The sequence below is a fragment of the Terriglobus tenax genome (assembly GCF_025685395.1).
GTDB classification, from domain to species: domain Bacteria; phylum Acidobacteriota; class Terriglobia; order Terriglobales; family Acidobacteriaceae; genus Terriglobus; species Terriglobus tenax.
In genome coordinates, this window is sequence record NZ_JAGSYA010000004.1 from 366,467 (window position 1) to 393,142 (window position 26,676).

At 59.6% G+C, this 26,676-nt stretch carries 17 protein-coding genes; 8 read left to right on the forward strand and 9 right to left on the reverse strand.

Annotated features, from left to right (window positions below; translation table 11 throughout):
* Positions 1-49 precede the first annotated feature (49 nt).
* From OHL13_RS07160 to OHL13_RS07170, 3 genes are read right to left on the reverse strand one after another with little or no spacing between them, the layout of a single operon-like run.
* Positions 50-1,375 carry a Gfo/Idh/MocA family protein gene (locus OHL13_RS07160; RefSeq protein ID WP_263409445.1) on the reverse strand — a complete coding sequence of 442 codons (1,326 nt, stop codon included), beginning with the start codon at positions 1,373-1,375 and terminating at the stop codon, positions 50-52.
* 15 nt (positions 1,376-1,390) lie between these two features.
* The gene (locus OHL13_RS07165) at positions 1,391-2,221 is read right to left on the reverse strand and encodes a sugar phosphate isomerase/epimerase family protein (protein WP_263409446.1); all 831 of its coding nucleotides are present in this window, start codon (positions 2,219-2,221) and stop codon (positions 1,391-1,393) included.
* Positions 2,222-2,231: 10 nt separating this feature from the next.
* Entirely contained in the window at positions 2,232-3,431 is a 1,200-nt protein-coding gene (locus OHL13_RS07170; RefSeq protein ID WP_263409447.1) for a Gfo/Idh/MocA family protein, read from the reverse strand.
* 296 nt (positions 3,432-3,727) lie between these two features.
* On the opposite strand from OHL13_RS07170, the gene OHL13_RS07175 reads away from it, so the two are divergent.
* The 5 genes from OHL13_RS07175 (at position 3,728) to OHL13_RS07195 (ending at position 13,031) form a co-directional block, all read left to right on the forward strand.
* Positions 3,728-7,138, forward strand: a complete 3,411-nt coding sequence (locus OHL13_RS07175) for a TonB-dependent receptor (RefSeq protein ID WP_263409448.1) — start codon at positions 3,728-3,730, stop codon at positions 7,136-7,138.
* 106 nt (positions 7,139-7,244) lie between these two features.
* Positions 7,245-8,537, forward strand: coding sequence for a glycoside hydrolase family 18 protein (locus OHL13_RS07180; protein ID WP_263409449.1), 1,293 nt, complete (start codon positions 7,245-7,247; stop codon positions 8,535-8,537).
* A 160-nt stretch (positions 8,538-8,697) separates the two neighbouring features.
* On the forward strand, positions 8,698-9,735 hold the full coding sequence (locus OHL13_RS07185) for a homocysteine S-methyltransferase family protein (RefSeq protein WP_399255386.1): 1,038 nt from the start codon (positions 8,698-8,700) through the stop codon (positions 9,733-9,735).
* On the forward strand, positions 9,732-12,422 hold the full coding sequence (metH, locus tag OHL13_RS07190) for a methionine synthase (RefSeq protein WP_263409451.1): 2,691 nt from the start codon (positions 9,732-9,734) through the stop codon (positions 12,420-12,422). The genes OHL13_RS07185 and metH overlap by 4 nt, the downstream gene beginning before the upstream one ends.
* 93 nt (positions 12,423-12,515) lie before the next feature.
* Positions 12,516-13,031 carry a Dps family protein gene (locus tag OHL13_RS07195; RefSeq protein ID WP_263409452.1) on the forward strand — a complete coding sequence of 172 codons (516 nt, stop codon included), beginning with the start codon at positions 12,516-12,518 and terminating at the stop codon, positions 13,029-13,031.
* Positions 13,032-13,154: 123 nt separating this feature from the next.
* On the opposite strand, the gene OHL13_RS07200 is transcribed toward OHL13_RS07195, so the two are convergent.
* A complete protein-coding gene (locus OHL13_RS07200) occupies positions 13,155-14,123 on the reverse strand; it encodes an energy transducer TonB (RefSeq protein ID WP_263409453.1) in 969 nt (322 codons plus the stop codon).
* A gap of 259 nt (positions 14,124-14,382) precedes the next feature.
* Complete coding sequence (locus tag OHL13_RS07205) at positions 14,383-15,303, reverse strand: energy transducer TonB (protein ID WP_263409454.1); 921 nt, start codon at positions 15,301-15,303, stop codon at positions 14,383-14,385.
* A 265-nt stretch (positions 15,304-15,568) separates the two neighbouring features.
* On the opposite strand from OHL13_RS07205, the gene ileS reads away from it, so the two are divergent.
* Positions 15,569-18,472 (forward strand): isoleucine--tRNA ligase, encoded by a 2,904-nt coding sequence (gene ileS / locus OHL13_RS07210; RefSeq protein WP_263409455.1) that lies wholly within the window; start codon positions 15,569-15,571, stop codon positions 18,470-18,472.
* Complete coding sequence (gene lspA, locus OHL13_RS07215; RefSeq protein ID WP_263409456.1) at positions 18,472-19,005, forward strand: signal peptidase II; 534 nt, start codon at positions 18,472-18,474, stop codon at positions 19,003-19,005. Before ileS ends, lspA begins: the two co-directional genes overlap by 1 nt.
* Positions 19,006-19,319: 314 nt before the next feature.
* On the opposite strand, the gene OHL13_RS07220 is transcribed toward lspA, so the two are convergent.
* A complete protein-coding gene (locus tag OHL13_RS07220) occupies positions 19,320-21,128 on the reverse strand; it encodes a tRNA nucleotidyltransferase/poly(A) polymerase family protein (RefSeq protein WP_317889910.1) in 1,809 nt (602 codons plus the stop codon).
* 250 nt (positions 21,129-21,378) lie between these two features.
* Here OHL13_RS07220 and OHL13_RS07225 point away from each other — a divergent pair, with 250 nt between their 5' ends.
* Complete coding sequence (locus tag OHL13_RS07225; RefSeq protein WP_263409458.1) at positions 21,379-21,924, forward strand: DUF6982 domain-containing protein; 546 nt, start codon at positions 21,379-21,381, stop codon at positions 21,922-21,924.
* Between the two features lie 52 nt (positions 21,925-21,976).
* Here OHL13_RS07225 and OHL13_RS07230 read toward each other — a convergent pair whose 3' ends face one another.
* The 3 genes from OHL13_RS07230 to OHL13_RS07240 all read right to left on the reverse strand — a co-directional run bounded on the left by OHL13_RS07230 (position 21,977) and on the right by OHL13_RS07240 (position 26,627).
* Entirely contained in the window at positions 21,977-23,590 is a 1,614-nt protein-coding gene (locus OHL13_RS07230; RefSeq protein ID WP_263409459.1) for an amino acid permease, read from the reverse strand.
* A 464-nt stretch (positions 23,591-24,054) separates the two neighbouring features.
* Positions 24,055-24,930 (reverse strand): class A beta-lactamase, encoded by an 876-nt coding sequence (gene bla / locus OHL13_RS07235; protein WP_263409460.1) that lies wholly within the window; start codon positions 24,928-24,930, stop codon positions 24,055-24,057.
* A gap of 248 nt (positions 24,931-25,178) precedes the next feature.
* Positions 25,179-26,627, reverse strand: coding sequence for an APC family permease (locus OHL13_RS07240; protein ID WP_399256068.1), 1,449 nt, complete (start codon positions 26,625-26,627; stop codon positions 25,179-25,181).
* Positions 26,628-26,676: the final 49 nt, after the last annotated feature.

A 26,676-nucleotide genomic window follows, 5' to 3' on the forward strand; every position in this document is an offset into this window, starting at 1 on the left:
ATGACAAAGGGGGCCGAAGCCCCCTCTCTCATTTAAGCCACGCAGATTGCTAGATCTTCGGCTCCCATCCTTTTTCATATTCCCGCTTGCGCATCTTCGTCGCTTCAGCATCGCCGAGAAACGCACCGGTCTTCGTATCCAGCTTCAGCTCGCGATTCAACTCCCACGCAATGTTCGCCATCAGCAGAATCGCCACCGAAGTACTCGCGTCCGCAATCGGCGAATGCAGCTTCGCTCCATTGCGGATGCCATCAATGAAGTTGGCAAAGTGCAGGTCCGTCATCGAGTCGCGTCCCACCGTATCCGCGCTGGACGTCTTCTTGTCCTTCGGAATCTTGTACTCCTGCAGCAGCTTGCCCTTCAGGTCATGGACTTCGTAACCATCACGATCCAGGATCACCGTACCTTCGGTGCCATGAATGGCAACACCGCGGTCACGGCCATACTGCGGCATACCGTTGGAGCTGGTATCTTCCCACGAGATCATCGAGTCTTCATACTCAAAGCTTGTCACCAGCGTGTCATAGAACTGCCAGTCGTCCTTGTAGTGATAGCGTCCACCCTGCGCGGCAATGCGCTTCGGCCAAACCTCCTTCAACGCCCACCGGCACAGGTCTACCTCGTGTGTACCGTTGTTCAAGGTCTCGCCCGTGCCATAGACACGCAGCCAGTGCCAGTTGTACGGATGAATATTGTCCTTGTATGGAGCACGCGGAGCAGGTCCCTGCCACAGCTCCCAATCCAGCGTCGCCGGTACTGGAACTACCTTGCCCGTCCCCATCGACTTGCGCGTATTGCAGTACCAGGCCTTACCGTAATACGCGCGGCCAATAATGCCGCCATGGATCTTCTCGATAATCTCAATCGAGTGTGGTGACGAGCGCTGTTGATTGCCCATCTGCACCACCTTGCCCATCTTCTTCTGGGCAGCCACCAGCAGCTCTACTTCATACGGATTGTGGCTGCACGGCTTCTCCACATACACATGCTTGTCCGCCTGCATGCCCATGATCGCCATCGGCGTATGCCAGTGCTCGGGCGTGGCAATGGTAATGGCATCCACATCCCTGGCCTCAAGCATCTTGCGGAAGTCCTTCTCTGACTTCGGAGCGGCACCCATCGCCTTCTCCGCCTCCCCGGCATACTTCTGCAGAATCACCGAGTCCACATCCGCCACATGCGTAATCGCAGCATTCGCCTTATTCGCCTGCAGCGACGACAGATGTGCATAGGCGCGGCCGTTCAGGCCAATCACACCAAAATTCACACGGTCGTTCGCACCCACAATACGCGCATAGCTCTTAGCGCTCGACGCAACCGCGGCGCCTGCGGCAGCGGTCGTTACCATCTTTGAAAATTCGCGACGTGTCAGCATACGTTTCCTTGCGCGCTAGGCGCTGTATCCCATTTCGCTTAATGTCTTGCGCATGAAGGCAAAGCTCTTCAGCACACCGGGCAGCGGGTTGTCGCCGTTGATCTCATACTCCAAGTCCACATCGCCGTCATACTTCATCGCGATGATGGTCTCAAAGATCTTCCGGAACGGCATCACACCATCGCCCACATCGCACTGACTCTCCTTCTTATGTGGATCGGCAAGGTCCTTCACATGCATGTTGAACAGTCGCGGCCCAACCTCGCGCAGGGTCGACGGAATATCATCGCCGGCGCGCAGAGCATGGCCCACGTCCACGCAGCATCCCATGCGTTTGTCCATCTTGCCGATGTGCTTCAGAATGTCATGCGGCGACGGCCATTCCTTGTCCTCAGGACCATGGTTATGGATCGCCAGCTTGATGTCGTACTTCTTCACAAAACTCTCCACGCGGCCCAGCGCCTCATGCGTCGGCGATCCCACAATCACGGGGATGCCAGCCGACTTCACATACTCAAACTTCTGCCGGATGTCCTCATCCTCATCTTTGAGGAAGTAAATCGTTCCCGCAGCACGCAATTGCAACCCCGCCGCACGATACACTGCCGCCTGCTTGGGCGCGGCATCCGCGGGAGTCATCGGAAGATGCACGTCCTTCAGGTTCAGGTACGGCGTCTTGATCTCATGCATGAAGCCGATCAACTGATCGGGCGTAAATTTGCGGAAGGTGTAGCTCGCAATTCCCAGCTTGACCGGAGCTGCCCCCTTGGCCATCGCTATCCGCGGAGCCATCAGGCCCGCTGCGGCCAGGCCGCCCATCTTCAAGACTTCACGACGTGTCGACATCCCTCTCTCCTTAAGCAAGCTTCACCCACTTGGCCTGCATCTGTGCCTTGATCACCAGTTCCGCCGCCAGCAGAGCCTGCTCCTGGTCCTGCGCGATATGCGTACGATTCACCACATCGGCCACAAACTGCGGCCCAAACGGCAACGACACCTGGTTGCAGTCGATGTACCGCTGCTCCTTGCCATCCACCAGGAACAGGTTGTTGCCCGCCTTGTTCACGGCAACATTGGTGTACTTGCGAACTTCGATGTATCCCTTGGTGCCAAGCAGGAACAGCCGTCCATCGCCCCAGGTTCCAAGGCCGTCCGGGGTAAACCAGTCCAGACGCACATAGCCAAATCCCTTGTTGCCGCGCAGCACCATGTCACCGAAATCCTGGAACTTCGGATGCTCCGGATGCGCAATGTTTGAGATCTGCGACTCCACCACTTCGGCCGATGTGCTGCCCGTGTAGTACAGGAACTGCTCCACCTGGTGCGAGCCAATGTCGCACAGAATGCCGCCATACTGCTCCGGCACCCAGAACCAGTCCGGCCGCGGATCTGCACCGCCATTGCCGGCATTCGCCGCGCCACCCTGCACAATCTGGTGCGGAGCGATATTGATCGTCTGGATCACCTGGCCAATCGCGCCCTGCTGCACCAGTTCCCCTGCCTTGATGGCTGCCTTCACCTCCAGCAGTTCGCTGTACATGATGGCGTAGATACGCTTGGTCTCCTTCACCGTCTTACGCACCGCGGCCAGTTGCTCCAGCGTCGTAATACCCGGCTTGTCCGAAAGAAAGTCCTTGCCCGCCTTCATCGCACGTACACCCAACGGAGCGCGTTCATTCGCGATGGTGGAACTTAGTACCAGTTGGATGGAAGGATCGTGCAGGATGGCATCCTCGCTCATCATCTGCTTCGCATCGGGATAGCGCTTCTTGAAACGGGCTACCTTGTTCGGCTCCGCGCCATACCAGGCCACCAGCTTGCCACCGCCACGAATAATGGCATCCGTCATGCCGTAGATGTGGTCATGGCTCATGCCACACACGGCAAAGTTGATGCTGTGCTTCGGAGCCTCATCCGCCCCGATCGACGGTGCAGCCACCTCATGCACCACCGGTCCGTTGCCTGCAGGCTGGGTCAGCCCCATCTCCGCCAGGCCACCCATCATGCCCATCGCTCCTGCGGTGCGGAAGAAGTCTCTGCGATTGAATCCATTCATCGGTAAAAGATCCCCATATCAGTTCAGTTTGTGCCAGAAAGTTATTTGAGAGACGGCGGAATTGTAGCAAGCCGCAACAAAGTCTTGCCGATCAAAAGCTGTCGCATGAACCCCAGCAGAGTGAAGGTGGGACTTCCCGCCTGGTTTTTAGTTTCAAAATGAAGCAATAAGCGACACATTTAGCCCCATCTGGCCCATATTGATGCGTCTCAATAAAAAATATGCTTGCGCATGGTCCACTTGCGGTGTTTCTATTCTCGCGCCAAAAAAACCTACCCATATGGGGGCACTTGATTATGAACCTGCAAGACTTTCGGCCAGTTGCTACCGACCATCCTTCTGCGACCTCGCGCGGTAAAACAAGATCTCTGCTCATCACCCTGCTTTTGGCGGCAATGGTGATGCTGGCAGGACCGCGCATGATCGCTCAGGACACCACCGCCACAATCCTTGGAACCGTCACCGATCCTTCCGGGGCCAATGTTTCCAACGCGGACGTCAGTGTAACGAACACCCAGACCAACATCACGGTCAGCGTGAAGACCACGGACTCCGGCGCCTACACCGTTCCCAACCTGATCCCCGGCACCTACAACGTCAGCATCAAGCTGCAGGGCTTCCAGACGGTCAGCATTCCGAACGTCACCGTCGCCGCCGGCGATCGCCGCCGTGCCGACGCAGCCCTGGTTGTGGGCGCCGTCAATGAAACGGTGGAGATCTCCACCGCCGCTCCCGTACTCCAGACCGATGCTTCCTCGGTCGGCAGCAACGTTACCGACCGCGCTGTGCAGGACCTGCCGCTCAACGGACGTAACTTCATCAACCTGGTCCAGGTAATGCCCGGCGCCACGGAAGGCGCTCCAAACAGCATCAACAGCGGTAACCGTCCCGACGACCGTCGCCAGTCCTCGTCCATCTCGATCAACGGCCAATCCGAAGTGCTCAACGACCAGCTTGTCGACGGTCTTGACAACAACGAGCGCGTCATCGGCACCATCGGCGTACGCCCATCCATCGACTCCATCCAGGAAGTCCGCATTCTCACCAACAGCTTCTCGGCCGACGGTGGCCGCGCGGGTGGTGGTCTGATCAACGTCATCACCAAGAGCGGCACCAACAACTTCCACGGCTCGCTCTATGAGTTCTTCCGCAACGATAAGCTGAACGCCTACGCCTACCAGTTCGGCGCATCTGCGCCAAAGCCTCGCCTGCGCCAGAACCAGTTCGGCGGCTCGCTCGGCGGACCAATCTTCAAGGACAAGGCCTTCTTCCACGGCGATGCGGAGTTCTTCCGTCTCATCAAGGGTGGACTGCCCAGCTCGCTCACTGTACCCACGGCATTCCAGCAGGCCAACCCTGGGAACTTCTCCGATGCCATCCCCGCAAGCGGCTGCGCGACAATCGCTGCCACCGTTACTGACCCGACCCAGAACCACACCACGGGATGCGTTTATGATCCCAACCCGGCTTCGCCCACGTATCTGCGTGCTCCGGTAGCCGGTAATATCATCCCCAGCAGCTACATCGATCCGGTCGGTCTGGCCTACTTCAAGCTCTATCCCCGGCCAAACTCCGGCAATGCAGGCTACGTAGGCACCCGGAACCAGTCGCAGTTCTCCACCACCTACGATGTCCGCGTCGATTACCACCTGAACAACGACAACCAGATCTTCGGCAAGTACATCGTCAACGACCTGTTCACGTTTTCGCCAGGTGCACTCCCCATTTCCAGTGCCAACGGGTTTGCAATTGATCCCCAGACGGGCAACGGATTTGGTCAGGCCCCGCAGATCGCCCGTAACACGGCGCTCATCTACACCCACACCTTCTCTCCAAACATGATCATGAACGTCGGCGCGGCATGGACGCACATCGACAACGCATCCTATCCGCTCAACTACGGCGTCAATCCCAACACCAAGCTGGGCCAGCCGAACGTCAACGTCAGCCAGCTTACCTCGGGCCTGGCAGTTGCCCTTCCAACGGGCCTCACCGGCCTTGGAGGCGGCAGCAACTTCGTTCCGCTGCAAAACAAGGACAACAGCTACCAGCTCAACGGCAACATTTTCTACAACCGTGGAAACCACAGCTTCCGCTTTGGCGCAGCGGGTATCCGTCGCATCGCCCTCAACATTCAGGATAACCAGGGAGAAGGAAGCTGGACCTTCCGCATGGGCGCACCCGGCCTGTTGATGGGTATCTTCTCAGCAGCTACCCGCAACAACAACCTCTACCCGCCCACCTACCTGACCTGGGAACCCAGTGTGTATGTCCAGGATGACTGGCACGTCCGCTCGAACCTGACCTTCAACATCGGTCTCCGCTATGACATCTACACGCCCTTCACCGAAAAGAAGAACCATATCTCCAACTTCGATGAAGCCAACGGTGTCATCGTGCAGGCCGGCGTCAATGGCGTCAGCAAAACCGCTGGTGTAAGAACGGACTACTCCAACCTGGCGCCACGTGTCGGCTTTGCGTACACGGCAACGCCAAGCCTGGTCATCCGCGGAGGCTTCGGCCTCGCATTCTTCCCCAGCAACTACATGTCCCCGGTCAACCTGAAGAACACACCGAACATCTCCATCTACGGCAACTGCTCTTCGGTGCAGGCGGCGGCTGGTACCAGCGGTTGCAACACCTCCTATACCCGCTTCTATCAGGGCATGCCGTTGCCCAACCAGAACCCCGCCACTACCCCCGGCCAGTTGGTCGGCTCCATCCCGGCAACAGTCGACTTCGGCTTCCGTTCCGGCTACCTGGAGCAGATGAACCTCACAGTGCAGAAGGACTTCAAGGGCAACACCCTGACGGTCTCCTACGTCGGCCAGCTTGGCCGTCACCTCTCCACCGGCTTTGACATCAACCGCGCTCCGCTGGGCAATACCACCGGCACGCAGACCTTGCGCCGTTACTACGGGACCATGCCGGGTGTCACCACCATCACCCGCAGCTATGCCTCTGGCGCATCGTCATACCATTCGCTGCAGGCTGTGTTTGAACGCCGCTTTTCCAACGGACTCGGCTTCAATGTCAACACCACCTGGGCACACCTGCTCGACAACGCTCCAAACATCAATGGTCAGAGCGGCAACGGTGTAGGCCAGGTACTGGCCACCCAGAAGTATGCTGACTACGGCAACGGCGATCTCGACGTCCGCAACCGCATCGTCGTAACCGGCAACTACGCCCTGCCCTTCGGCAAGGGTGCCCACGGATTCAAGGGCGCTCTCCTGGGCGGCTGGCGCACCAACGTCCTCTACCTCTGGTCCACCGGACAGACATTCACCATCCTGAATGCGGCAAACCAGAGCGGCACCAGCCCGGGCGGATCGGCGGATCGTCCGAATGTTGTTGGCGACCCCTTCAGCAATATTGTCCCCGTCAACCCCTCTGCGAAGCAGTTGCAGTTCTTCCGCGCCTCGGCCTTCGTTGCGCAGGCGGCTGGCACGCTCGGCAATGAACGTCGCAATCCCTACCACGGCCCGCACTTCCGCCACTGGGACATGTCCCTGTTCAAGGAGTTCACGGTCTATCGTGAAACCAAGCTGCAGCTTCGCGCCGAAGCGTTCAACATCGCCAACCAGGCCAACTTCAGCAATCCTGTCACAGGACTCGGTTCCACCACCACCTTCGGTGCCATTACCTCGACCCTGCCTTCGTATCAACCGCGCCTCATACAGTTCGCGGCCAAATACGAGTTCTAACCCCTCCATTGCTTTCCATTCGCGGCCTGCGTCTCATCAACGCGGGCCGCTCTTCTTTTAACCACTGGCGGTTGCCGAAATCCTGCTTCTGCCGTCTGATGAAAGAGTGCGTATTTCTCACATCCTTTGCGCTGCCGGCGCTTTTCTTACTGCTACTCTTCCCTTCGCAGCGGCTGCGGCACCTGCACAGCGAAAGAAATCCGCACCTCGTCCCGTGGTCGTGGGCTATTTCCCGCAATGGCAGCTGTATTCGGATACGCCATACTCGGTAAAAGCCTTGGACACCAGCGGCGGCGCTGCCCTGCTTGATCAGATCAACTACGCCCAAGGCTTCGTCAAAGATGGCCACTGCTCCGTGGCCGACCCCAATGCCGATCTGAACACCACGTATACGGCCGAGCACAGCGTCAGCGGCATCGCCGATGATCCCTCTTCGCGCTTCCATGGCTACTTCCACCAGATCCAGGAGCTGAAGCAGAAGCATCCCCGCCTGAAGGTCCTCATTTCCCTTGAAGGCCGAGCACCCGACTTCGCAGCCGATGCCCAGCCGGCACAGCGTAAAGCCTTCGTCCGCTCCTGTATTGATACGTTTATCCGTGGCCACTTCGCGGATGGGGTCGTCATTCCCGGCCTCTTCGATGGCTTCGATATCGATTGGGAGTCTCCACATAAGGAAGACGCCGAAAACTTCCGAGAACTCCTGCGCGAGTTCCGTCAGCAGATGAATGCCGTGCGCCCTGGTCTGCGGCTCTCCATCGCCGTCGGCCCTTCTCCGCGGATGCTCGGCGGCACAAATCTCAAGGACATTGTTCCCTACATCGACCAGGTCGGAGTCATGAACTACGACTACGTCGGCCCCTGGATGCAACGTTCCGGCTTCATTGCGCCCCTCTTCCATAACCCGGTGCATCCCGGCGGCAACAGCATTGACCGCGGTATGAACGACTACATCGCCGCCGGTGTCCCCGCACACATGCTGCTGATGGGCATGCCTTTTTATGGATACGGCTGGACCGTCCCCGAAGGGGACAATCACGGCCTCTTTCAGCCGGGCAAAGGCATCCGCGGCGATTACCCCTACAACCGGCTCGCTTCCATGCAGGGGGATTACGTTCTTTATCGCGATGAAGTCTCACGCGCACCCTGGATATACGACGGCAAAACCTTCTTCACCTTCGAAGACAAGGCTTCCCTCAGCTATAAATCCGCCTACGCTGCCAGGCGCGGGCTCGGCGGCGTCATGATCTGGGAGCTCAGCGGCGACACCGGCAACAGCGATCTGCTGCACACCATACACAGGACGCTGAATAATCCGCCCCGCTGGTACCGGTTCCCCCAACAGGCTGACCAGGGAGGATCCGCCCCGCAGGACCGTACCCGCATGGCCCCTGTTCCCTGAACATCGCCTGGCAGTGTCCTTATATGGTTGAACCATCAGTGGTTGATATCATGGGAAGAGTCGCAATCCACCCGCGGCTCATCCAATCCCTATGCCGACCCATGACATCCATCCGCTCCGGAAGGTTTTAGAAAACCGCATTGCCGTTATTGATGGCGCAATGGGAACCACCATTCGCACCTATGGCATGACGGAGGCGGACATTCGCGGTGAGCGCTTCAAAGACGCTCCCAAGGATCTGCTGAACAACGGCGACATCTTCTCGCTCACCCAGCCAGCGATGATTGAGGACATTCACCGCCGTTTTCTGGAAGCTGGCGCCGACATCATTGAGACCAATACCTTCGGCGCCACCAGCATCTCGCAAAGCGAATTCTTCGTCGACGACCCCCGTGAGCACGGTGGCCGCAAGGACCCCGAGTTCTACCAGAAGATCGTCGATGACAAGTTCCTCGACGGCCTTGCCTGGGAGATCAATGAGCAGTCCGCGTTGCAGTGCCGCCGGTGGGCTGACCGCGTTGCCAACGACGATGGACGCCAGCGTTTTGTCGCGGGAGCCATCGGTCCGCTCACCGTCTCCCTCTCAAACTCCCCAGACGCCGACGATCCCGGCTTCCGCGTGGTGACCTTTGACCAGGTCACGCAGGCCTACGCCCAGCAGGTTCGCGCCTTGCTGGCAGGCGGCGTTGATGTGCTGCTGGTTGAGACCATCTTCGACTCGCTCAACGCAAAGGCCGCTCTCGTCGCCATTCAGGATGTCCTGGCCGCCGAGGGCAAACACGTACCCATCATGATCTCGGCCGCCGTCGGACGCGGCGGCGAAACCATGATCTCCGCCCAGACAACGGAAGCCTTCTGGAACGCCGTACGTCACGTCAAACCGCTTTCTGTCGGCTTGAACTGCTCGCTCGGGCCGGACCTCATGTATCCCTTCCTCTCCGAGCTTTCTTCGAAGGCGGATGTCGCCATCTCCTGCTATCCGAACGCGGGCCTGCCCAATCCGCTCTCCCCAACAGGCTTCGATCTTGAGCCCGCGGACATGGGGCGATACCTCGGCGGCTTCGCGCAGGACGGCCTGATCAATATCGCCGGCGGATGCTGCGGCAACACGCCGGAACATATCGCCGCTATCGCAAAATCCCTGGAAGGACGTGCGCCTCGCCCACTCCAACAGGATCTGGTGGAACAGAACGTATGAGTTTCAAGCCTCTGCGGCTGTCAGGCTCGCAGCCCTTTACCCAACAGCCCGGCATCTTCATCATGATCGGCGAACGCACCAACGTCGCCGGATCTCCTAAGTTCGCGCGCCTGGTCAAGGAAGGGAACTACGAGGAAGCGGTCAGCATCGCCCGCCAGCAGGTTGAGAACGGCGCCAACGTCCTCGACATCTGTATGGATGAGGGCATGATTGACGGCGTCGCCGCCATGAAGCGCTACCTTCTGCTGCTCGCAAGCGAGCCAGAGGTCGCCAAGGTACCCTTCATGGTCGACTCTTCCAAGTGGGAGGTCATCGAAGCCGGCCTGAAGTGCCTGCAGGGCAAAGGCATCGTCAACTCCATCTCGCTGAAGGAAGGCGAGGAAAAATTCCGCCAGCACGCCGCCCACATCATGAAGTTCGGTGCGGCCGTGGTCGTCATGGCCTTCGATGAGCAGGGACAGGCCGCCAGCTATGAAGAGAAGATCCGTATCTGCGAGCGCGCCTATCGCATCCTCGTGGATGAGGTTGGCTTCCCTCCCGAAGACATCATCTTCGATCCCAATATCCTCACCGTAGCCACCGGCATTGAGGAACACAATAACTACGCCGTGGACTTCATTGAAGCCACGCGCTGGATCAAGCAGAACCTGCCCCATGCCAAGGTGAGCGGAGGCGTCTCCAACATCTCCTTCAGCTTCCGCGGCAACAACAAGGTGCGTGAAGCCATGCACTCCGCGTTTCTGTTCCATGCCATTGCTGCCGGTATGGACATGGGCATCGTCAACGCGGGCATGCTGGAAGTCTACGAAGACATCGAGCCCAAGCTGAAGCTCCTGGTCGAAGATGTCCTGCTGAATCGCAGACCCGATGCCACCGAGCGTCTCGTCGACTTTGGCGAAGCGTTGAAAGCCTCCGGCAGCGGCGAATCCGCTGCGGAGAAAAAGACGGAAGAGTGGCGCAACGGCACCGTTGAAGAACGTCTGTCTCATGCCCTCGTCCGCGGCATCGACATGTATATCGAGCAGGACACCGAAGAGGCTCGCGCAAAGCTCGGCCGTCCTCTGCTCGTCATCGAAGGCCCTCTCATGGATGGCATGGGCATCGTCGGCGACCTGTTCGGCGCCGGCAAAATGTTCCTTCCCCAGGTCGTCAAATCCGCCCGCGTCATGAAGCGCGCCGTCGCGTACCTTACACCCTTCATGGAGGCCGAGAAAGCCGAACTCGAAGCCGCCGGGCAGACCGTACGAACCCAGGGCAAGATCGTCCTGGCCACGGTCAAGGGAGACGTCCACGACATCGGCAAAAACATCGTCGGCGTCGTACTCGCCTGCAACAACTACGAGGTCATCGATCTCGGCGTAATGGTCTCCTCCGAAAAAATCCTGGAGAAGGCCAAAGCTGTATCCGCCGACGTCATCGGCCTCAGCGGCCTCATCACTCCCTCGCTCGATGAGATGGTCCACGTGGCCCGCGAGATGGAGCGGCAGGAGTTCAAGGTGCCGTTGCTGATTGGCGGAGCCACCACCAGCCGCGCGCACACCGCCATTAAGATCGCACCGCACTACAGCCAGCCGGTTGTACACGTTCTCGATGCCAGCCGCGCCGTTCCGGTTACCACCAGCCTTCTCAGCGAAGACGGCCGCGCCATTTTCATCTCGCAGCATAACGCCGAGTATGAAGCGCTGCGCAAAATGCATTCCGCGCCGCGCGAAACCTACGTCTCTCTCGAGGCGGCACGGGCAAAGCGTCCTGCCATCGAATGGCGCGAAGCAGATATGCCAAGGCCGGAGTTCACCGGCGTCCGCGTGCTCGATCACTTTCCGCTCGAAACCCTGCGCGACTACATCGACTGGTCTCCCTTCTTCCACGCATGGGGTCTGAAGGGGCTCTATCCCCGCATCCTCGACGATGCCACCTACGGCGTGGAAGCCACCAAGCTCTTCGCTGACGGCAACGCAATGCTTGACCACATCATCCGCGAAAAGCTGCTCACCGCCCGCGGCGTCTATGGCATCTTCCCCGCAAACGCCGTCGAAGATGACGTGGAGCTGTACACCGACGAGACGCGCTCCACCGTGCTGGACCACCTCTACTTCCTGCGCCAGCAAACCGACCGTGGCGCCAGCAAGCCCTTCCAGTCGCTGTCCGACTTCATCGCACCGAAGGAAACCGGATTGAAGGACTACATCGGCGCCTTCGCCGTCACCGCCGGAATGGGCCAGAAGGAACTCACCGAGAGTTACCGCGCCGCCAACGACGACTACTCCGCCATCATGGCCGAGGCCATCTCGGACCGCCTCGCCGAAGCGTTCGCAGAATGCCTGCATGAGCGCGTACGGAAGGAGTGCGGCTATGGCGAATCGCTTTCCAACGATGACCTGATTCACGGCAAGTACCGTGGCATCCGCCCGGCTCCCGGCTACCCCGCCTGCCCCGACCACACCGAGAAGGGCACCATCTGGCGTCTGCTGGATGCGGAAGCAGCCACAGGCATCACGCTCACCGAGTCCTTCGCCATGTGGCCCGGCTCCAGCATCAGCGGCATCTACTTCGGCCACCCGCAGTCAAAATACTTCAGTCTTGGAAAAATCAGCCAGGACCAGGTCGCCGACTACAGTCGCCGCAAAGGTCAAAGCATCACTGAGACCGAGCGCTGGCTAGGCTCCGATCTCAACTACAACCCGTAGCGCGTTCTTCTGCCTGTAATGGGGATCACACGCAAACTCAGTAAAATCAGTCACCATAGTCTTTGAACAGCCAAACACCGTACGGAGGAATTTATGGCATCCACTACAGACCTCGAAAAGCGTCAGCAGTCCCCCCTCACGCTCTCTTCCGACCTGGACAAGGAAGCGGTCGTCAACATCTCGGGAGCCCTCAATGCCCTTCTCGCCGATGTCTTCGCGCTCTACCTGAAAACCAAAAACTTCCACTGGCACATGAGCGGCCCGCACTTCCGTGACTACCACCTTCTGCTCGACGACCACGCCGGCCAGATCGAAGCCATGACAGATGAGATTGCCGAGCGCGTCCGCAAGATCGGTGGAACCACCATCCGCTCCATCGGCCACATCGCCCGCCTGCAGCGCATCGCCGACAACGACGCAAACTTCGTCACTCCCGAAGACATGCTGAGCGAGCTCCACGAGGACGAAAAGGCCCTGACCCTGAGCATGCGTGCAGCCCACGACCTGTGCGACGACGCCGGCGATGTCGCCACCGCCAGCCTGCTTGAAAACTGGATCGACCAGTCCCAGCGCCGTAGCTGGTTCCTATTCGAAACCACCCGCCGCTAGGGAGTCGTTGCCCATGCTTCGCGCTTTTGCGAAGGGTGGGGTATCGAGCGAAGCGAGAGTACCTCAACAAACAAAACGGCCCGGAAGCTCTCAGCTCCCGGGCCGTTCTCTTTATAACCTTCGTTAGAAGATCTGGAAGTTCACCGCGACCGCCAGTTCCACGGCAACCGGAACGCCATTCTCCGTGGCCGGCTTGAACTTATACTGCTTCACGGCTTCAATCGCCTTCTCATCCAATCCCATGCCCACCGGACGCGGAACGCGCACACGCTGCGGACGTCCCTGCGTATCCACCACCAGGCTGACGATAACCTCGCCCTGGAACTTGGCCTTGCGGGCCTCTTCGCTGAACTCCGGCTCCGGGCCATAGATCAACTGCGGCGCCAGCACGCCATTGCCAACGTGGCGGATGCCGCCACCATAGTTGCCGCCCTCGCCCGGTCCAATGCCCGATCCGCGGCCAGAGCCAATGCCCGTGCCTGAACCATTGCCCAGCGAAGCCACGCCCACCGTCGGCGCGTTCGGCATACCAAAGTTCGGCATGTTCACGTTCGACATCTTCAGGTCCTTCTGGACCTCAACCGTCGGTTGGATATTAATCTTCGGCTCGCTCAGCGGGGGATGATTATTCGGCGGAACAATCTGCTGCTCGGCAAACTTCGGCAGTGCACCCTTGGTCACCGGAGTCGGCCCGCGCTGCCCGCCGCCGCCGCCCATCCGCTCCGAAGCCTTCTTCATGGAGATGGGTGGAGGCACCTTCGACATGTCGATGGAGGTCACGATCGGCTTGGCCATGATCTGTACGACCTTGTTCTTCACGATCCAGAAGATGATCAGGAAGACCAGGATATGCAGACCCACCGCGATGCCAGTCGAGGTCGGATCACGCTTGACCGCCATGCGGTCCACCACCGCAACGGGCTTGGACTGCAGCTCCAGCGGCGGAAGTTTTTCCGGGAAGAAGACATCCTTGATGCTGGCCCAAAGCGAGGCGAACACACTCTCTTCGGTCTTCTGCAACTCAGTGCCGAAGATCGGCTCTGCGTCATTTTTAGGATCGAGTTCCGGTGGCGTCAAAACAGTATTCGCCATAAGCTGTTCTGCTAACCCTGGCCTGCGGGCCCGAACGGCGCCCACACCCTTCTTCCAAAATCTCGCGCCGTTGGTGGGCTCGTTCCCCGGTCTTGTGCCGGTTTTGCCACGCGGTCGCGCTCAGCGTCTGGCTCCAGTCCCAGTTTACAGTCGTTTCCGTGGCCGTGGAGTCACTTTCTTTGGACGTATGGAACCACAACCGGGTATACGCAATTGCCACAGAAAGGTTGCAGCCGTTTCAGTAGCCGCACACTTGTTTTTAGAAGATTTCAAAGTCGACCACGACAGCAATCTCCACCGCCACAGGTATCCCGTTCTCTGTTGCGGGCTTAAAGCGGTAGCGATTGACGGCTTCCATTGCCTTTTCATCCAGCCCCATACCCACGGGCCTGGGAACACGCACCCTCTGTGGATGTCCCTGCGCATCAACCACCAGGACCACCGTGACCTGACCTTGAAACTTGTTACGGCGCGCCTCTTCACTGAACTCCGGCGCGGGGTCGTAGATGACGACCGGTGCGAGCACGCTGTTGCCGACATGCCGTAGGTGTCCGCCGATGTTGCCGTTCTCACCCGGCCCAACGCCAGGCCCATTTCCCGTCCCAATGCCCGGCCCACGTCCATTACCCAACGAAGACACGCCAACCACCGGTGCATTCGGCATACCGAAGTTCGGCATGTTGGTGTTGGCCATCTTCAGGTTCTGTACTTCAACCGTCGGCTGAATGCTGATCTTCGGGTCGCTGAGCGGCGGATGATTCTCAGGCGGAACAATCTGCTGCTCAGCAGACTTTGGCAGAGCCCCCTGGGTCACTGGAATCTGGCCGACATGGCCCCCACCACCGCCAACACTGCCTAAAGCGCGAAGCACTGCGGGCGGAAGAACATCAGAGGTGTCCATTGGATTACGCAGCACGGCCTTTGGAAAGGCAGGCGCGATGTTCGTCTTCAGCACCCAGAAAACAAACAGTATGCCAGCAATATGCAGGCCGACGGCAACACCAGTGGGGCGGGCATCTCTCTTCACAGCCATCGGGTCCGCGACCGGGACAGGGCTGGAGACAAGCTCAAGCGGAGGTAGCTTTTCAGGAAAAAGGAGGTCGTGAAGGCTGCTCAACAACGAGCGGAAGACGCCCATTTCACTCTTCTGCAACTGTGTGCTGAAGTCTGGATCGGCCATGCGCTGATACCCGGAATGCGGGCTCCTGCCTCCGCACCCTTCTCAATCAAGTTGCGCGCAGCGTGTGGAAACAGTCTCCGGTCTCTTCGCCGGTTTAGCCACACATCGCGCTCAGCGTCTGGCTCCGAAGACAGTGTGACCCAGCTTTTTTCAGGTGTAAAGAGTTTTCCCGCTGCGGAATCAAGTCCGCGTACACAGCGTCACCCCTTCAATCCAAGTAAAATGGAACTTTGCGGTTACCACCCCGCACATATCAGGAATGAGCATGTCAGATTCGTCCGCGCAGAAGCCGTTGAAGTCCACCCTGAACCTGCCCCAGACCGCCTTCCCCATGAAGGCCGGCCTCCCGCAGAACGAGCCCGTCCGCCTGCAGAAGTGGACCGACCAGGATCTCTACGGCCAGATTCGCACCGCCCGCGCCGGCAAAGAAAAGTACATCCTCCACGACGGCCCGCCCTACGCCAACGGAGCCATCCACCTGGGTCACGCACTCAACAAGTGCATCAAGGACTTCGTCGTCAAGACCAAGACCATGGCCGGCTTTGACGCTCCTTACGTCCCCGGGTGGGATTGCCACGGCCTTCCCATCGAGATCAAGGTCGACGAACAGCTCGGCCGCAAGAAGCTCGAAATGGACGCCGTCACCGTCCGCCAGCAGTGCCGCGACTACGCGCAGAAGTACGTCGACCTGCAGCGCTCGCAGTTCCTCCGTATGGGCGTCCTCGGCCGCTGGAACGATCCCTACCTCACGATGTCCTTCCCCTACGAAGCCCGCATCGTCGAGACCTTCTACGACTTCTTCGAACGCGACTACGTCTACAAAGGCCTCAAGCCCGTCTACTGGTGCTGGCATGACAAGACCGCCCTCGCCGAAGCCGAAGTCGAGTACGAGCAGCACACCTCGCCCTCCATCTACGTCCGCTACAAGCTGACCTCCGACGCCGCTGCCCTCGACGCATCCCTCGCAGGCCGCGACGTCTACACCATCATCTACACCACCACCCCGTGGACTCTTCCCTCGTCCCTCGCCGTGGCCTTCAATCCTGAGTTCGAGTACGTCGCTCTTGAAAACACCGACGGCGCAGTCTACGTCGTCGCTGCCGAGCTGGCCGAAGCCGTAAAGACCTCCTGCAACCTGCCCGAGGCCAAAGAGATCGCACGCTTCAAGGGAGTCGTTCTGGAGAACACCACCTTCCAGCACCCCTTCCTCCCCGAGCGCAGCATCCTCGGCGTCCTCGGCGACTATGTCACCGCCGAGCAGGGCACCGGCGCGGTGCATACAGCCCCAGCGCATGGCCCGGACGACTTCTACACCGGCGCGAAGTATGGTCTGCCGCAGACCTGCAACGTCGACGACGCCGGTCGCCTGCGCAACGGTCTGCCCGAGTACGACGGCCTGCACATCTTCAAGGCCAACCCCATCATCCTCGACATCATCCGCAACAACGGTTCGCTGCTCGCCGAAGGCACCATCCAGCACAGCTACCCGCACTGCTGGCGCTGCCACAAGCCCGTCATCTACCGCGCCACCGAGCAGTGGTTCATCGGCATGGAAACGCCCGTCAAGGACGAAGCCGGCAACGACACCACCTTCCGCCAGCGTGCTCTAGACGAGATCAAAAAAGTTACCTGGGACCCCTCATGGGGCGAAGAGCGCATCTCCAACATGATCGCCACCCGCCCCGACTGGTGCATCTCGCGCCAGCGCATCTGGGGCGTGCCCATCGCCGTCTTCCTCTGCCAGAGCTGCGACGCCCCCATCCACGACAAGTCCCTCAACCAGAAGATCGTCTCCCTCTTCGAGAAGGAAGGCGCCGACGCCTGGTACAAGTACTCACCGGAAGAGCTTCTGCCCTCCGGTACTGCTTGCTCTAAATGCGGTCACACCGCATTTAGAAAAGAGATGGACATCCTCGATGTCTGGTTCGAGTCCGGCTCCTCCTGGCACGCCGTCCTCGAGCAGGAACCCGAGCTCCAGTTCCCCGCCGACATGTACACCGAAGGCGGAGACCAGCACCGCGGCTGGTTCCACTCCTCGCTTCTGAACGCCGTCGCCATCCGCAACCAGGCTCCGTACAAGTACGTCGCCACCAGCGGCTGGACGCTCGATGAACAGCGCCGCGCTTTCTCGAAATCCCTCGGCAACGGCGTCGACCCCGTCGCCGTCATGGACCAGCTCGGCGGCGACATCGTCCGCCTCTGGGTCGCCTCCGTTGACTTCCGCGAAGACGTCATCGCCTCCGTCCCGCTCATGAAGCGCCTCGCCGAAGAGATCTACCGCAAGCTGCGCAACACCTTCCGCATCCTGCTGGCGAACCTTTACGACTTCGACCCCGCCACCAACGCAGTCAACGACTTCAACGCCCTCGAACCACTCGACCAGTACATGCTGGCCAAAGCTGCCGAGGTCGTCCGCAAGGTCCGCGCCAGCTACGACGCCTTCGAGTTCCACCGCGCCTACCACGCCATCAACGAGTTCACGAACTCCGACCTCTCGGCCTTCTACATCGATGTCCTGAAGGACCGCCTCTACACCTTCGCCCCCGACGCCCCCGGCCGCCGCAGCGCCCAAACGGCTCTCTGGAAGATCACCGAAGCCCTCGTCCGCCTCGTCGCCCCGGTCCTCTCCTTCACCGCCGACGAAGTCTGGGAGTACCTCCCCAAACTCGAAGGCCGCGAAAAGAGCGTCCACATCGCCCACTTCCCGAAGCCGGAAGATTTGGCTCCTGTTAGTGCCATAGCACTCTTGTCAGAGTGGACCCAGCTTTTGGCCGTTCGCAATGAAGTACTACTGTTCTTGGAGCGAGTCCGCCAGATGAAGGCCATTGGCAAAAGCCTCGATGCTGAAGTCGAACTTTCTGCGCTTCCAATTGCAGACCAAAATCTTTTCAAGAAGTATCTTCCTTCTCTAGCAGAGTTATTCAATGTCTCTAATGTGTCGTTGGCGATTACGGATGTAACCGATGAAAGTCGGATTGAAGCGCTCCATTTCTTAGGCTGGGAAATCGGTACGCGTAGAGCCACAGGCACCAAATGCGAACGCTGCTGGCGCTACACCAACGACGTAGCCAGCGACTCCCGTTACCCCACCGTCTGCGCCCGCTGCGCCACCGCGCTCAACGCTGTCGGCTACGAGCCCTACGAAAAGACCGAGGAGCAGCCCGCATAATGGCCACCTCCAGCAATAACACCCGCGATCTCCGCCCCTGGCTCCTCCTGGTGTCAGCGGCGGTCATCGCCGTTGATCGCCTCACCAAGCTCTGGGTGGAAAAGAACATCACCCTCGGCCCCGGCAAGATCATCATCCCCAACGTCTTCCGCATCAGCCACGTGCTCAACACCGGCGCGGCCTTCAGCATGTTCGCCGACTCCTCCGGCAACACCGTCAAGATGGCGCTGATCGCCTTCTCCGCCGTGGTTACGCTCATCATTCTCGGCATGATCTACCGTGTTGGTCGCCGTCCATCGCTCACCAGCTTCGGCCTCGCCCTCATCCTCGGCGGAGCCATCGGCAACCTCTACGACCGCATCGTCTACGCCCACGTCGTCGACTTCCTCGCCGTCCGCATCGTCCACTACGACTGGCCTGACTTCAACATCGCCGACTCCGCCATCTGCATCGGCGCGGGCCTCCTGCTGATCGAGATCTTCCGTCCTCAGTCACCGCTCGACAACCCACCCACCGACGAACCCGTCCTCTAAACCAAGCCACCACTCCCGTTGCCCCATTCTTTGGGAATCGGGGTCCCCGGGGCTGGGGGTGAAAGCAAAGGATGGGGTATCGCGCCACGCGCGACCCGTCTTTCTGGGTTGTCATTCCGCAGGCGAAGAACACCAACGCCTGCCTCGATGGCCGGCGTCCCCTTGAATTACCCGTGTGCCTTTGCCAAACCAAACAGAAAAGGGCTGCCAGACCAGGCAGCCCTTTCCACGTATCAGTGGCTCCGGCCACTACCGCGGCAGCGGAGTCTACGTTGCCAGAAACCTTACTCCAACCGGCTTCCGGCTGTCATCCCCTACCGCTTCTTCTTCGCAGGAGCAGCTTTCTTCGCAACAGCCTTCTTCACCGGCTTAGCGGCAGGCTTCGCGGCCTTCTTCACCACCACCGGCTTTTTGGCCGGAACAACCTTCTTCGCCGGAATAGCAGACTTCTTCACCGCAACCGTCTTCTTCGCAGGAACAGCTTTCTTCGCCGGGACCACAACCTTCTTGGCCGGAACCGCCTTCTTCGCAGGTGCCGGTGCAGACTTCTTCACCGGAGCAGGCGCAGCTTTCTTCGCCTCAACCTTCGCCGGAGCCGGAGATTTCTTCGCAGGCGCAGCCGGAACAGCTTTCTTCGCCAGAGCGGCTGCGGGTGCGGCCTTCTTCACCACCGGCGCTGGTACAGGCTTTTCCGCCAGCTTCTTGGGCTCAGCTTTCTTTACCGGTGCAGGCTTCTTTTCCTTCACTGGCTCGGGCTCAATCTCGTCCGCGTCATCCGCGTCGATATCGACGGAGAGAATCTCGTCCTCTGCCTCATCGTCAGGGTCGCTTACCGCTGCAATCTCATCCAACGGCTCCTCTTCCACCACCTTGGCCTTCTTCCCACGCTTCGATTCCTTCTTGGCAGCGCGCGGGCGGCGCAGGTTCACCGGCGGCGGCGGCGCGGGCGGGGAGTAGGGCTCAAGATAAGCCTTCATCTCTTCGGTCGTCGTCAGCTTGCCATCCATCAGTTCGAAGAACAGCTTCTCTACCAGTTCGTCGTAGCCCGGAAGCTCCGGCGTAATGCGCATCTCCTGCATCAACGCATACGGAATCTTCAACCGGGCCTGCGGCCACTCCGCCGTAAAGGCCTTGAACTTGTTCTGCACCGCACTGGACTTCACACCGAAGACCATCTGCAGCACCGTCTCCGGCTTGGCGGCATGCAGCAGCTTCCACGCCGCCGAAGGTGCCGCATACGTCTTGCTGGTGAACTCGGCCGCAAGAGCCTTGCCCTGCGACTCCATGCTGTCAATCGCCTCGACAAACGCCTGCCGCGGGAAGCTTTGCTTCAACGCCGTCAGATCCTTGGCCGCCAGCTTGGCCGTCAACAGCGGGAAGCCAACAGCCGAAGCATCCGGGAAGATTCCCTGCAACTGCAGAGTGCCAACCTTGTCGCGCAGCTCTTCCAGACCGGCGGCGTTCACCACCTTCGAGCTCCAGGCCGGCATCAGCGCCGTCATCCAGCCATCGTTTTCCAGGTGGCGAAGAACACGCAGAGCGTCCTCTTCATAGGCAATCTCTTCCAGTTCATAGCCGCGATACCATGCGGGCAGGGTCGAGATGTAGCCCTCTTCCTTGGCCGTCTCATAGCGAGTGCGCGTGCGTTCCTCCAGCAGCCAGCCCAGGCGGGAAGAAAGCCGCGAGGCACGGATCAGCCGCGAGGGATCCTCGATAAATCCGTAATTCGACACCAGCCGAAGTTCGCGATTCTCGATATCCGCCACACCGTTCAGCGGATCCATCAACAACCCCCACGATCCGTCGTTCAGGCTCAATGCCATGGCGTTGGCCGTGAAGTCACGGCGACGCAGATCTTCCAGAATGTTCGCGGGCTTATAAACCGGCTTGGCCGGCTTCGGATAGGTCACGCTCAGCGTGCTGCCAATCTCCACCCGGACAGACCCCGGAAAGTCGAAGAAAAGCGACTGTGTCGGCTCATACTCGCCAGAGAACACGCCACCGGCTTTCTGTATATCTTTCTTCAACTTAAGGGCATTTCCTTGAACTGCAACATCAAGGTCGCGGACAGATGTTCCGGCGGTAAGGTCGCGTACTGCGCCCCCTACCAGAAACAGCGTCATCCCCCGCTCTTTGGCTACAGCCCGGATCGCGTCCAGGGCATTCTTCTGATTCGCGGAAAGACGATGTTCGAGGAGGTAGATGTAGTCGGCCATACGTGGGAGGGTAACGCTCCAGGCTTTCGGATTCGTCTCTAACTCATGCCGAATCAACCGCTTAGCATCGGCAAGTAAGGCGACGCAAAAGCCAAATGTAACATATAGGTTCCGCTTTTGCTACATTCGTACTGCTTTTTATGAACCCAGTGAGACAATGCCATACATGTCTGCCGGGCGAAAAAAAGTGCTGGTCCGCCGCTTTAGCCGTGACACCCTCGCTGGCTATCTGCCCTCTTCCGGCTTTGTTCAGCAGGCTGCTCTGGAACTCCTCGACCTCTCCGGGCGGGTGACGCCGGTCCCAATGGCAGAGGTCAAGATGGTTCTCTACGTCCGCGATTTCAACTTGAATGACCGTGATCCGGAGCGAAATCTCCGTAAGACGTTTCTTGCCAAACCCCGCACCGAGGGCCTGTTTCTCCGGCTAAAACTGCGCGACGAAGACATTCTGGAGGGGTTGGCGCCACTCGACCTCAGCCTGCTCGATACCGCGGTGGAGGATCAGGGCATCCAGTTCACTCCCCCGGATGTCCGTTCGAATGTGCAGCGGATCTTCGTTCCGCGCAGCGCGATTGAAAGCATGGATCTTCTGGCGGTCGTGACCACCCCCTCCAAGAAAAAGCCTGTCGTCCCGGCACCGGAAAAATCTCTGCAGGAACAGCTCTTCGCCTCGGAGCCGCCACCCAACTCTCGCCCCAACTGAAAAGAAAAGGGACGACCGAAGCCGTCCCCATTCCCGTTTCCAGAACGCAGCGTTAGTCGGCTGCGACCTCGTTGGCAATCTTCGCCTGCACCTTGGAGTGATAGCGGGAGTAGCCGAAGTAAACCACCAGGCCGATGATGAGCCAGACAATCAGGCGGATCCAGTTCGCCAGGCCAAGCTTGTACATCATGTAGCCATTGAACAGCACACCCAGTACCGGCACCACCGGGATGGGCCAGACCAGCGGAGCACGGAACGGACGCTCGCGGCTCGGGTCGGTCTTGCGCAGCACCACGACGGCGATGCAGACGATCACGAACGCCAGCAGCGTGCCGATATTCACCATCTTGCCGATGTCATCGATCGGCGTAATGGAGCCAACCACGGCGGCAAGCAGACCGGCCAGGATGGTTCCCTTCCACGGGGTGCGGAACCTCGGATGGATGGCGCCGAAGAACTTCGTCGGCAGCAGACCGTCCTTGGCCATGGCATACAGAACACGCGACTGGCCAAGCAGCATCACCAGCATGACCGAGGTCAGTCCGGCCAGCGCGCCGACCGTGATGATGTCCGCCGCCCAGCCCAGATTGTGGTCCAGGAAGGCGCGTGCCACCGGGGCTTCGATGTTAATCTCCGGCCAGTAAATCATGCCCGTCAGCACGGCAGCGACGCCGATGTACAGGATGGTGCAGATCACCAGCGAAAGAATGATACCGATCGGCAGGTCACGCTGCGGGTTCTTGGCCTCCTGCGCCGTCGTCGAGACCGCGTCAAAGCCGATGTAGCTGAAGAAGATCAGTCCGGCCGCAAGTCCGATGCCGCCCGTACCGAAAGGCGCAAAGGTGTGCCAGTCATGTCCCCAGTTGGCCTTGTCGACATACTTCATGCCCAGCAGGATGACGAAAAGCACCACCGCGACCTTCATCATCACGATGCCGGAGTTGAACTTGGCTGACTCCGAAATACCGATGACCAGGATCGCCGTAATGATCAGCGCGATAATGAACGCCGGCAGGTTGAAGCCAATCTCCAGGCCGAAGATCGTCGGCGCACCCAGCAGGGCATGAGCCTGTGAGGTAAGGTCAGCAGGAGCGGCGGCCTTCAGAGCTGCGAGCGCGGCAGCGAAGGTCTGGGTGCCGGGAATCAGCTCCGGATGCTGCAGGGCAAGCATCTTGCGGGCAACAATATCGGTCGCTGTCCGCAGGCCGGTCCAATGGTCATAGGCCAGCCACAGCGGCATCTTGATATTAAAGATCGCCAGAAACTCGATAAAGTGATTGGACCAGCCGGAAGAGACCGTACTGGCGCCCATGGCGTACTCCAGCGTAAGGTCCCAGCCGATAATCCAGGCGAAGATCTCACCCAGGGTGGCATAGGCATAGGTATAGGCCGAGCCGGCCAGGGGAATCATGGCGGCGAACTCGGCATAGCAAAGGCCCGCGAAAACGCAGCCAAGGCCAGACAATACATAGGCCAGCGTCAGTGCTGGCCCCGCGGAGTGTGCGCCAATGCCGGCAAGTACAAAAATACCGGCGCCAATGACCGCTCCAATGCCGAGCGCAGTCAGCTGAAACGGTCCGAGCGCTCGGACGAGTGTTTCGGAGCCTTCCTCATGGGACTCTTCCATGAGGGACTCCATTGATTTGGTGGCGAGTAGTTTAGCCATGTAGCGGCGACAGCTCCTTAGTGCTTCTGTATTGCTGGGATGTGAAGAGAATACCCGATAGCGGGCATTTGGGGGAGAAGACCCGTCCGGGCCCCCCGGCACTGTCTTCCCTGCTTATATTTTAGTGCGATCGCCCGTCTCCTGCGGCTGGCCACCCCGAACGGCTTGCTGACGCAGCAAACCGCAGCCGATCCCCCATTTGACCTGGCCCCCGAATCCCAGGCCCACTAAGCCATATCGACAGACGCTGTTTCCCTAACGCCCTGGAAGTGCTTGCTTGAGAACTAAAGCTCTCAAGCGAATAGGCAGAAGCCTTCAGGCCACTGAAAGAACAAGCCAGACAAGAGGGCTGCAGCCCTGGGCTTTTTCACGACTGCTTTCGTCAGGGAACGGTTTCAGCCGTGCCAAAAGGTGCATAAAGAACCGTCTTTAGCCCCTGAGGTACGCCACGATAGAAACAGCCCCTAAGCGTACAGCGATGCCAGCTTCTTTCCAATCTCCTGGAAGACCAGGTTGCTCTGCTCCGTCTGCAGCTTGCTGTCCGTGTAGTAGACCGTGATCAGGACAGGCTTGCGGCCCGGCGGATAGAGGATGGCAATGTCGTTGGTAGTGTTGTAATCACCAGCGCCGGTCTTATCGCCTTCCTTCCAGCTCTCCGGCAAACCGGCCTTGATCTTCTTCAACCCCGTCTGTGTGGCGAGCAGCCACTCATTCAACTGCTTCCGTGACGCGGAGGAAAGCACGTTCCCCAGCGTCAGCTTTTCCAGCGTCGCCAACATGGCTGCGGGAATCGTCGTATCGCGCTCGTCGCCGGGGACGGCGGAGTTCAACGCCGGCTCCATACGATCCAGACGTGTAGAACCATCCCCGATGGAACGCAGCCACTTCGTAAAGCCTTCCGGGCCTCCCACGGTGGCCAACAGCAGGTTCGCCGCGGTGTTGTCAGAAAGCGTAATCGCTGCCTCGCACAGCGCCGCAACCGTCATCCCGGTCTCAAGGTTTTTCGTCGTTACGGGGGCATAACTCAACAGGTCGCTCTTGCTGTACTTCACAACCCGATCCATCTGTTCCTGTCCCTGGTCTGCGCGGCGCAGCACCGCCGCAACCAGGGACATCTTGAAGGTGCTGCACATCGGGAAGCGCTCCGAAGCGCGATAGCCTGCGCGGGCTCCTGTCTGCGTATCCAGCACGGCAATGCCCAGGCGTCCGCCATGACTCGTCTCTAATTCCGCAAGAAACGGCTCCATCGCCTTCAGATCAGGTTGAGCCGAGGCGGCAAAGAGGCTGCGTGTGGCAAGCAGTGCGGCAGAGGAAGCAAGGAAGACGCGGCGGGTAGGCATGGTGCAGCCAGAGTAGATGGCCGCCTGCCTGTGGATGGCCGTATGGAATCTGAAAAGTAACTCAGACCTAAAGATATTTTTGGAATCAAAACACAATGTTATCCGGGAGCTATACCGCGTAAAAGGATCCTTCTTTGAAGAGCTGAATCCGTTGCAGCGCACCTCCAGAATTGCACCGGAGATGCCGGGATGAGCCACAGACACAGGACGCCTATTTCCGCGCCCTGGAGCAGGCCGTGGGCCAGTAATTACGCCTCGGCTGCCTGCCGCTTCCACACCATGTACACCGGCACGCCCAGCAGCACCAGGATCAGCCCCGGCCACGTGTACTGCGGCTTATAGCGCAACAGCACATAGCTCACCCACGCGGCCATCGCGATATAGACCGCTGGCAGCACCGGGTATCCAATCGCCTTGTACGGGCGCGGCGTATCCGGCTGCTTCTTGCGCAGGATAAAGATGCCCGCGATCGTCAGGATGTAGAAAACCAGCGCCGCAAAAATCACATAATCCAGCAACTGCCCATAGCTGCCCGAAAGGCAAAGCAGGCAGGTCCAGAACCACTGCACCCACAGAGAAACCGTCGGAGTGTTGGTCTTCGGCGATAGCTTACCGACTGCCTTGAAGAACAACCCATCCTGGCTCATCGCGTAGTACACCCGCGCTCCGGAGAGCAGCATGCCGTTCGCGCATCCAAACGTCGAGATCAGGATGGCCAGCGCCATAATCCGCGAACCGTAGCCAGAGAACGCCTGCTCCATCACCGCCGTCGCGACGCGGTCCTGGCTGGCGTACTGAATGCCGCGGGCCATGATCGTCGTTCCCTGCGGATCGCCATGCAGCGGCAGCACCGCCAGGTAGATGAAGTTGCAAAGGATGTAGAGCAGCAGCACCGTCCCGGTACCAAGTACCAGCGACAGCGGCAGGTTGCGCTTCGGGTTGCGGACCTCACCTGCCGTAAAAGTCACGTTGTTCCACGCATCGGCCGAGAACAGCGAGCCCACCTGCACCACCGCCAGCACCGTTACCAGGCCAATCAGTACCGTGGGGCCTGACGCCCCCTGTTGCACGGCATGCAGATCATTCCAGCCTGCGCCCTTCCAGAAGTTGCCGTTGGAGAAGTTCGCCGCAATCGCCGTGGCATTGCGCGCCAGCAGGCCAAACAGCACCACTGCGGCCAGCGCAAAGATCTTGGCCGAGGTAAAGATGTTCTGGATCAGCGCGCCCAGCCGCACGCCCATCGAGTTCAGAGCGGTCAGCAGCGTGATGATCAGGATCGCTGTCAGGTTTGCCGTCGACAGGCCGATATCCATGTTGCCCAGCACCATGGGGCCAACAGGAATCGGCGGAACATGGGCAATGTGGATCAGCCAGTGGTCGGCAGCAATCGATGGGAAGAAGACGCCAAGGAACTTGCCAAAGGCGACGCCGACGGCCGCGATGGTTCCGGTCTGGATAACCAGGAAGAGCGTCCATCCATACAGAAAGCCCCACAGCGGGCCAATGGCCTCACGCAGGTAGATGTACTGGCCGCCGGCTTTGGGCATCATGGCGGCAAGCTCGCCATAGCTCAGCGCACCAATGATGGTCATCACCGCCGTCACCAGCCACGCGCCGATCAGAAGCGCGGGCGAGCCCGTGCCGCGTGCAATATCCGCAGCTACGATGAAGATGCCGGAGCCGATCATGGAGCCCATGACAATGGCGGTGGCAGAAAAGAGCCCGAGGCCCTGAACAAACTTTGGC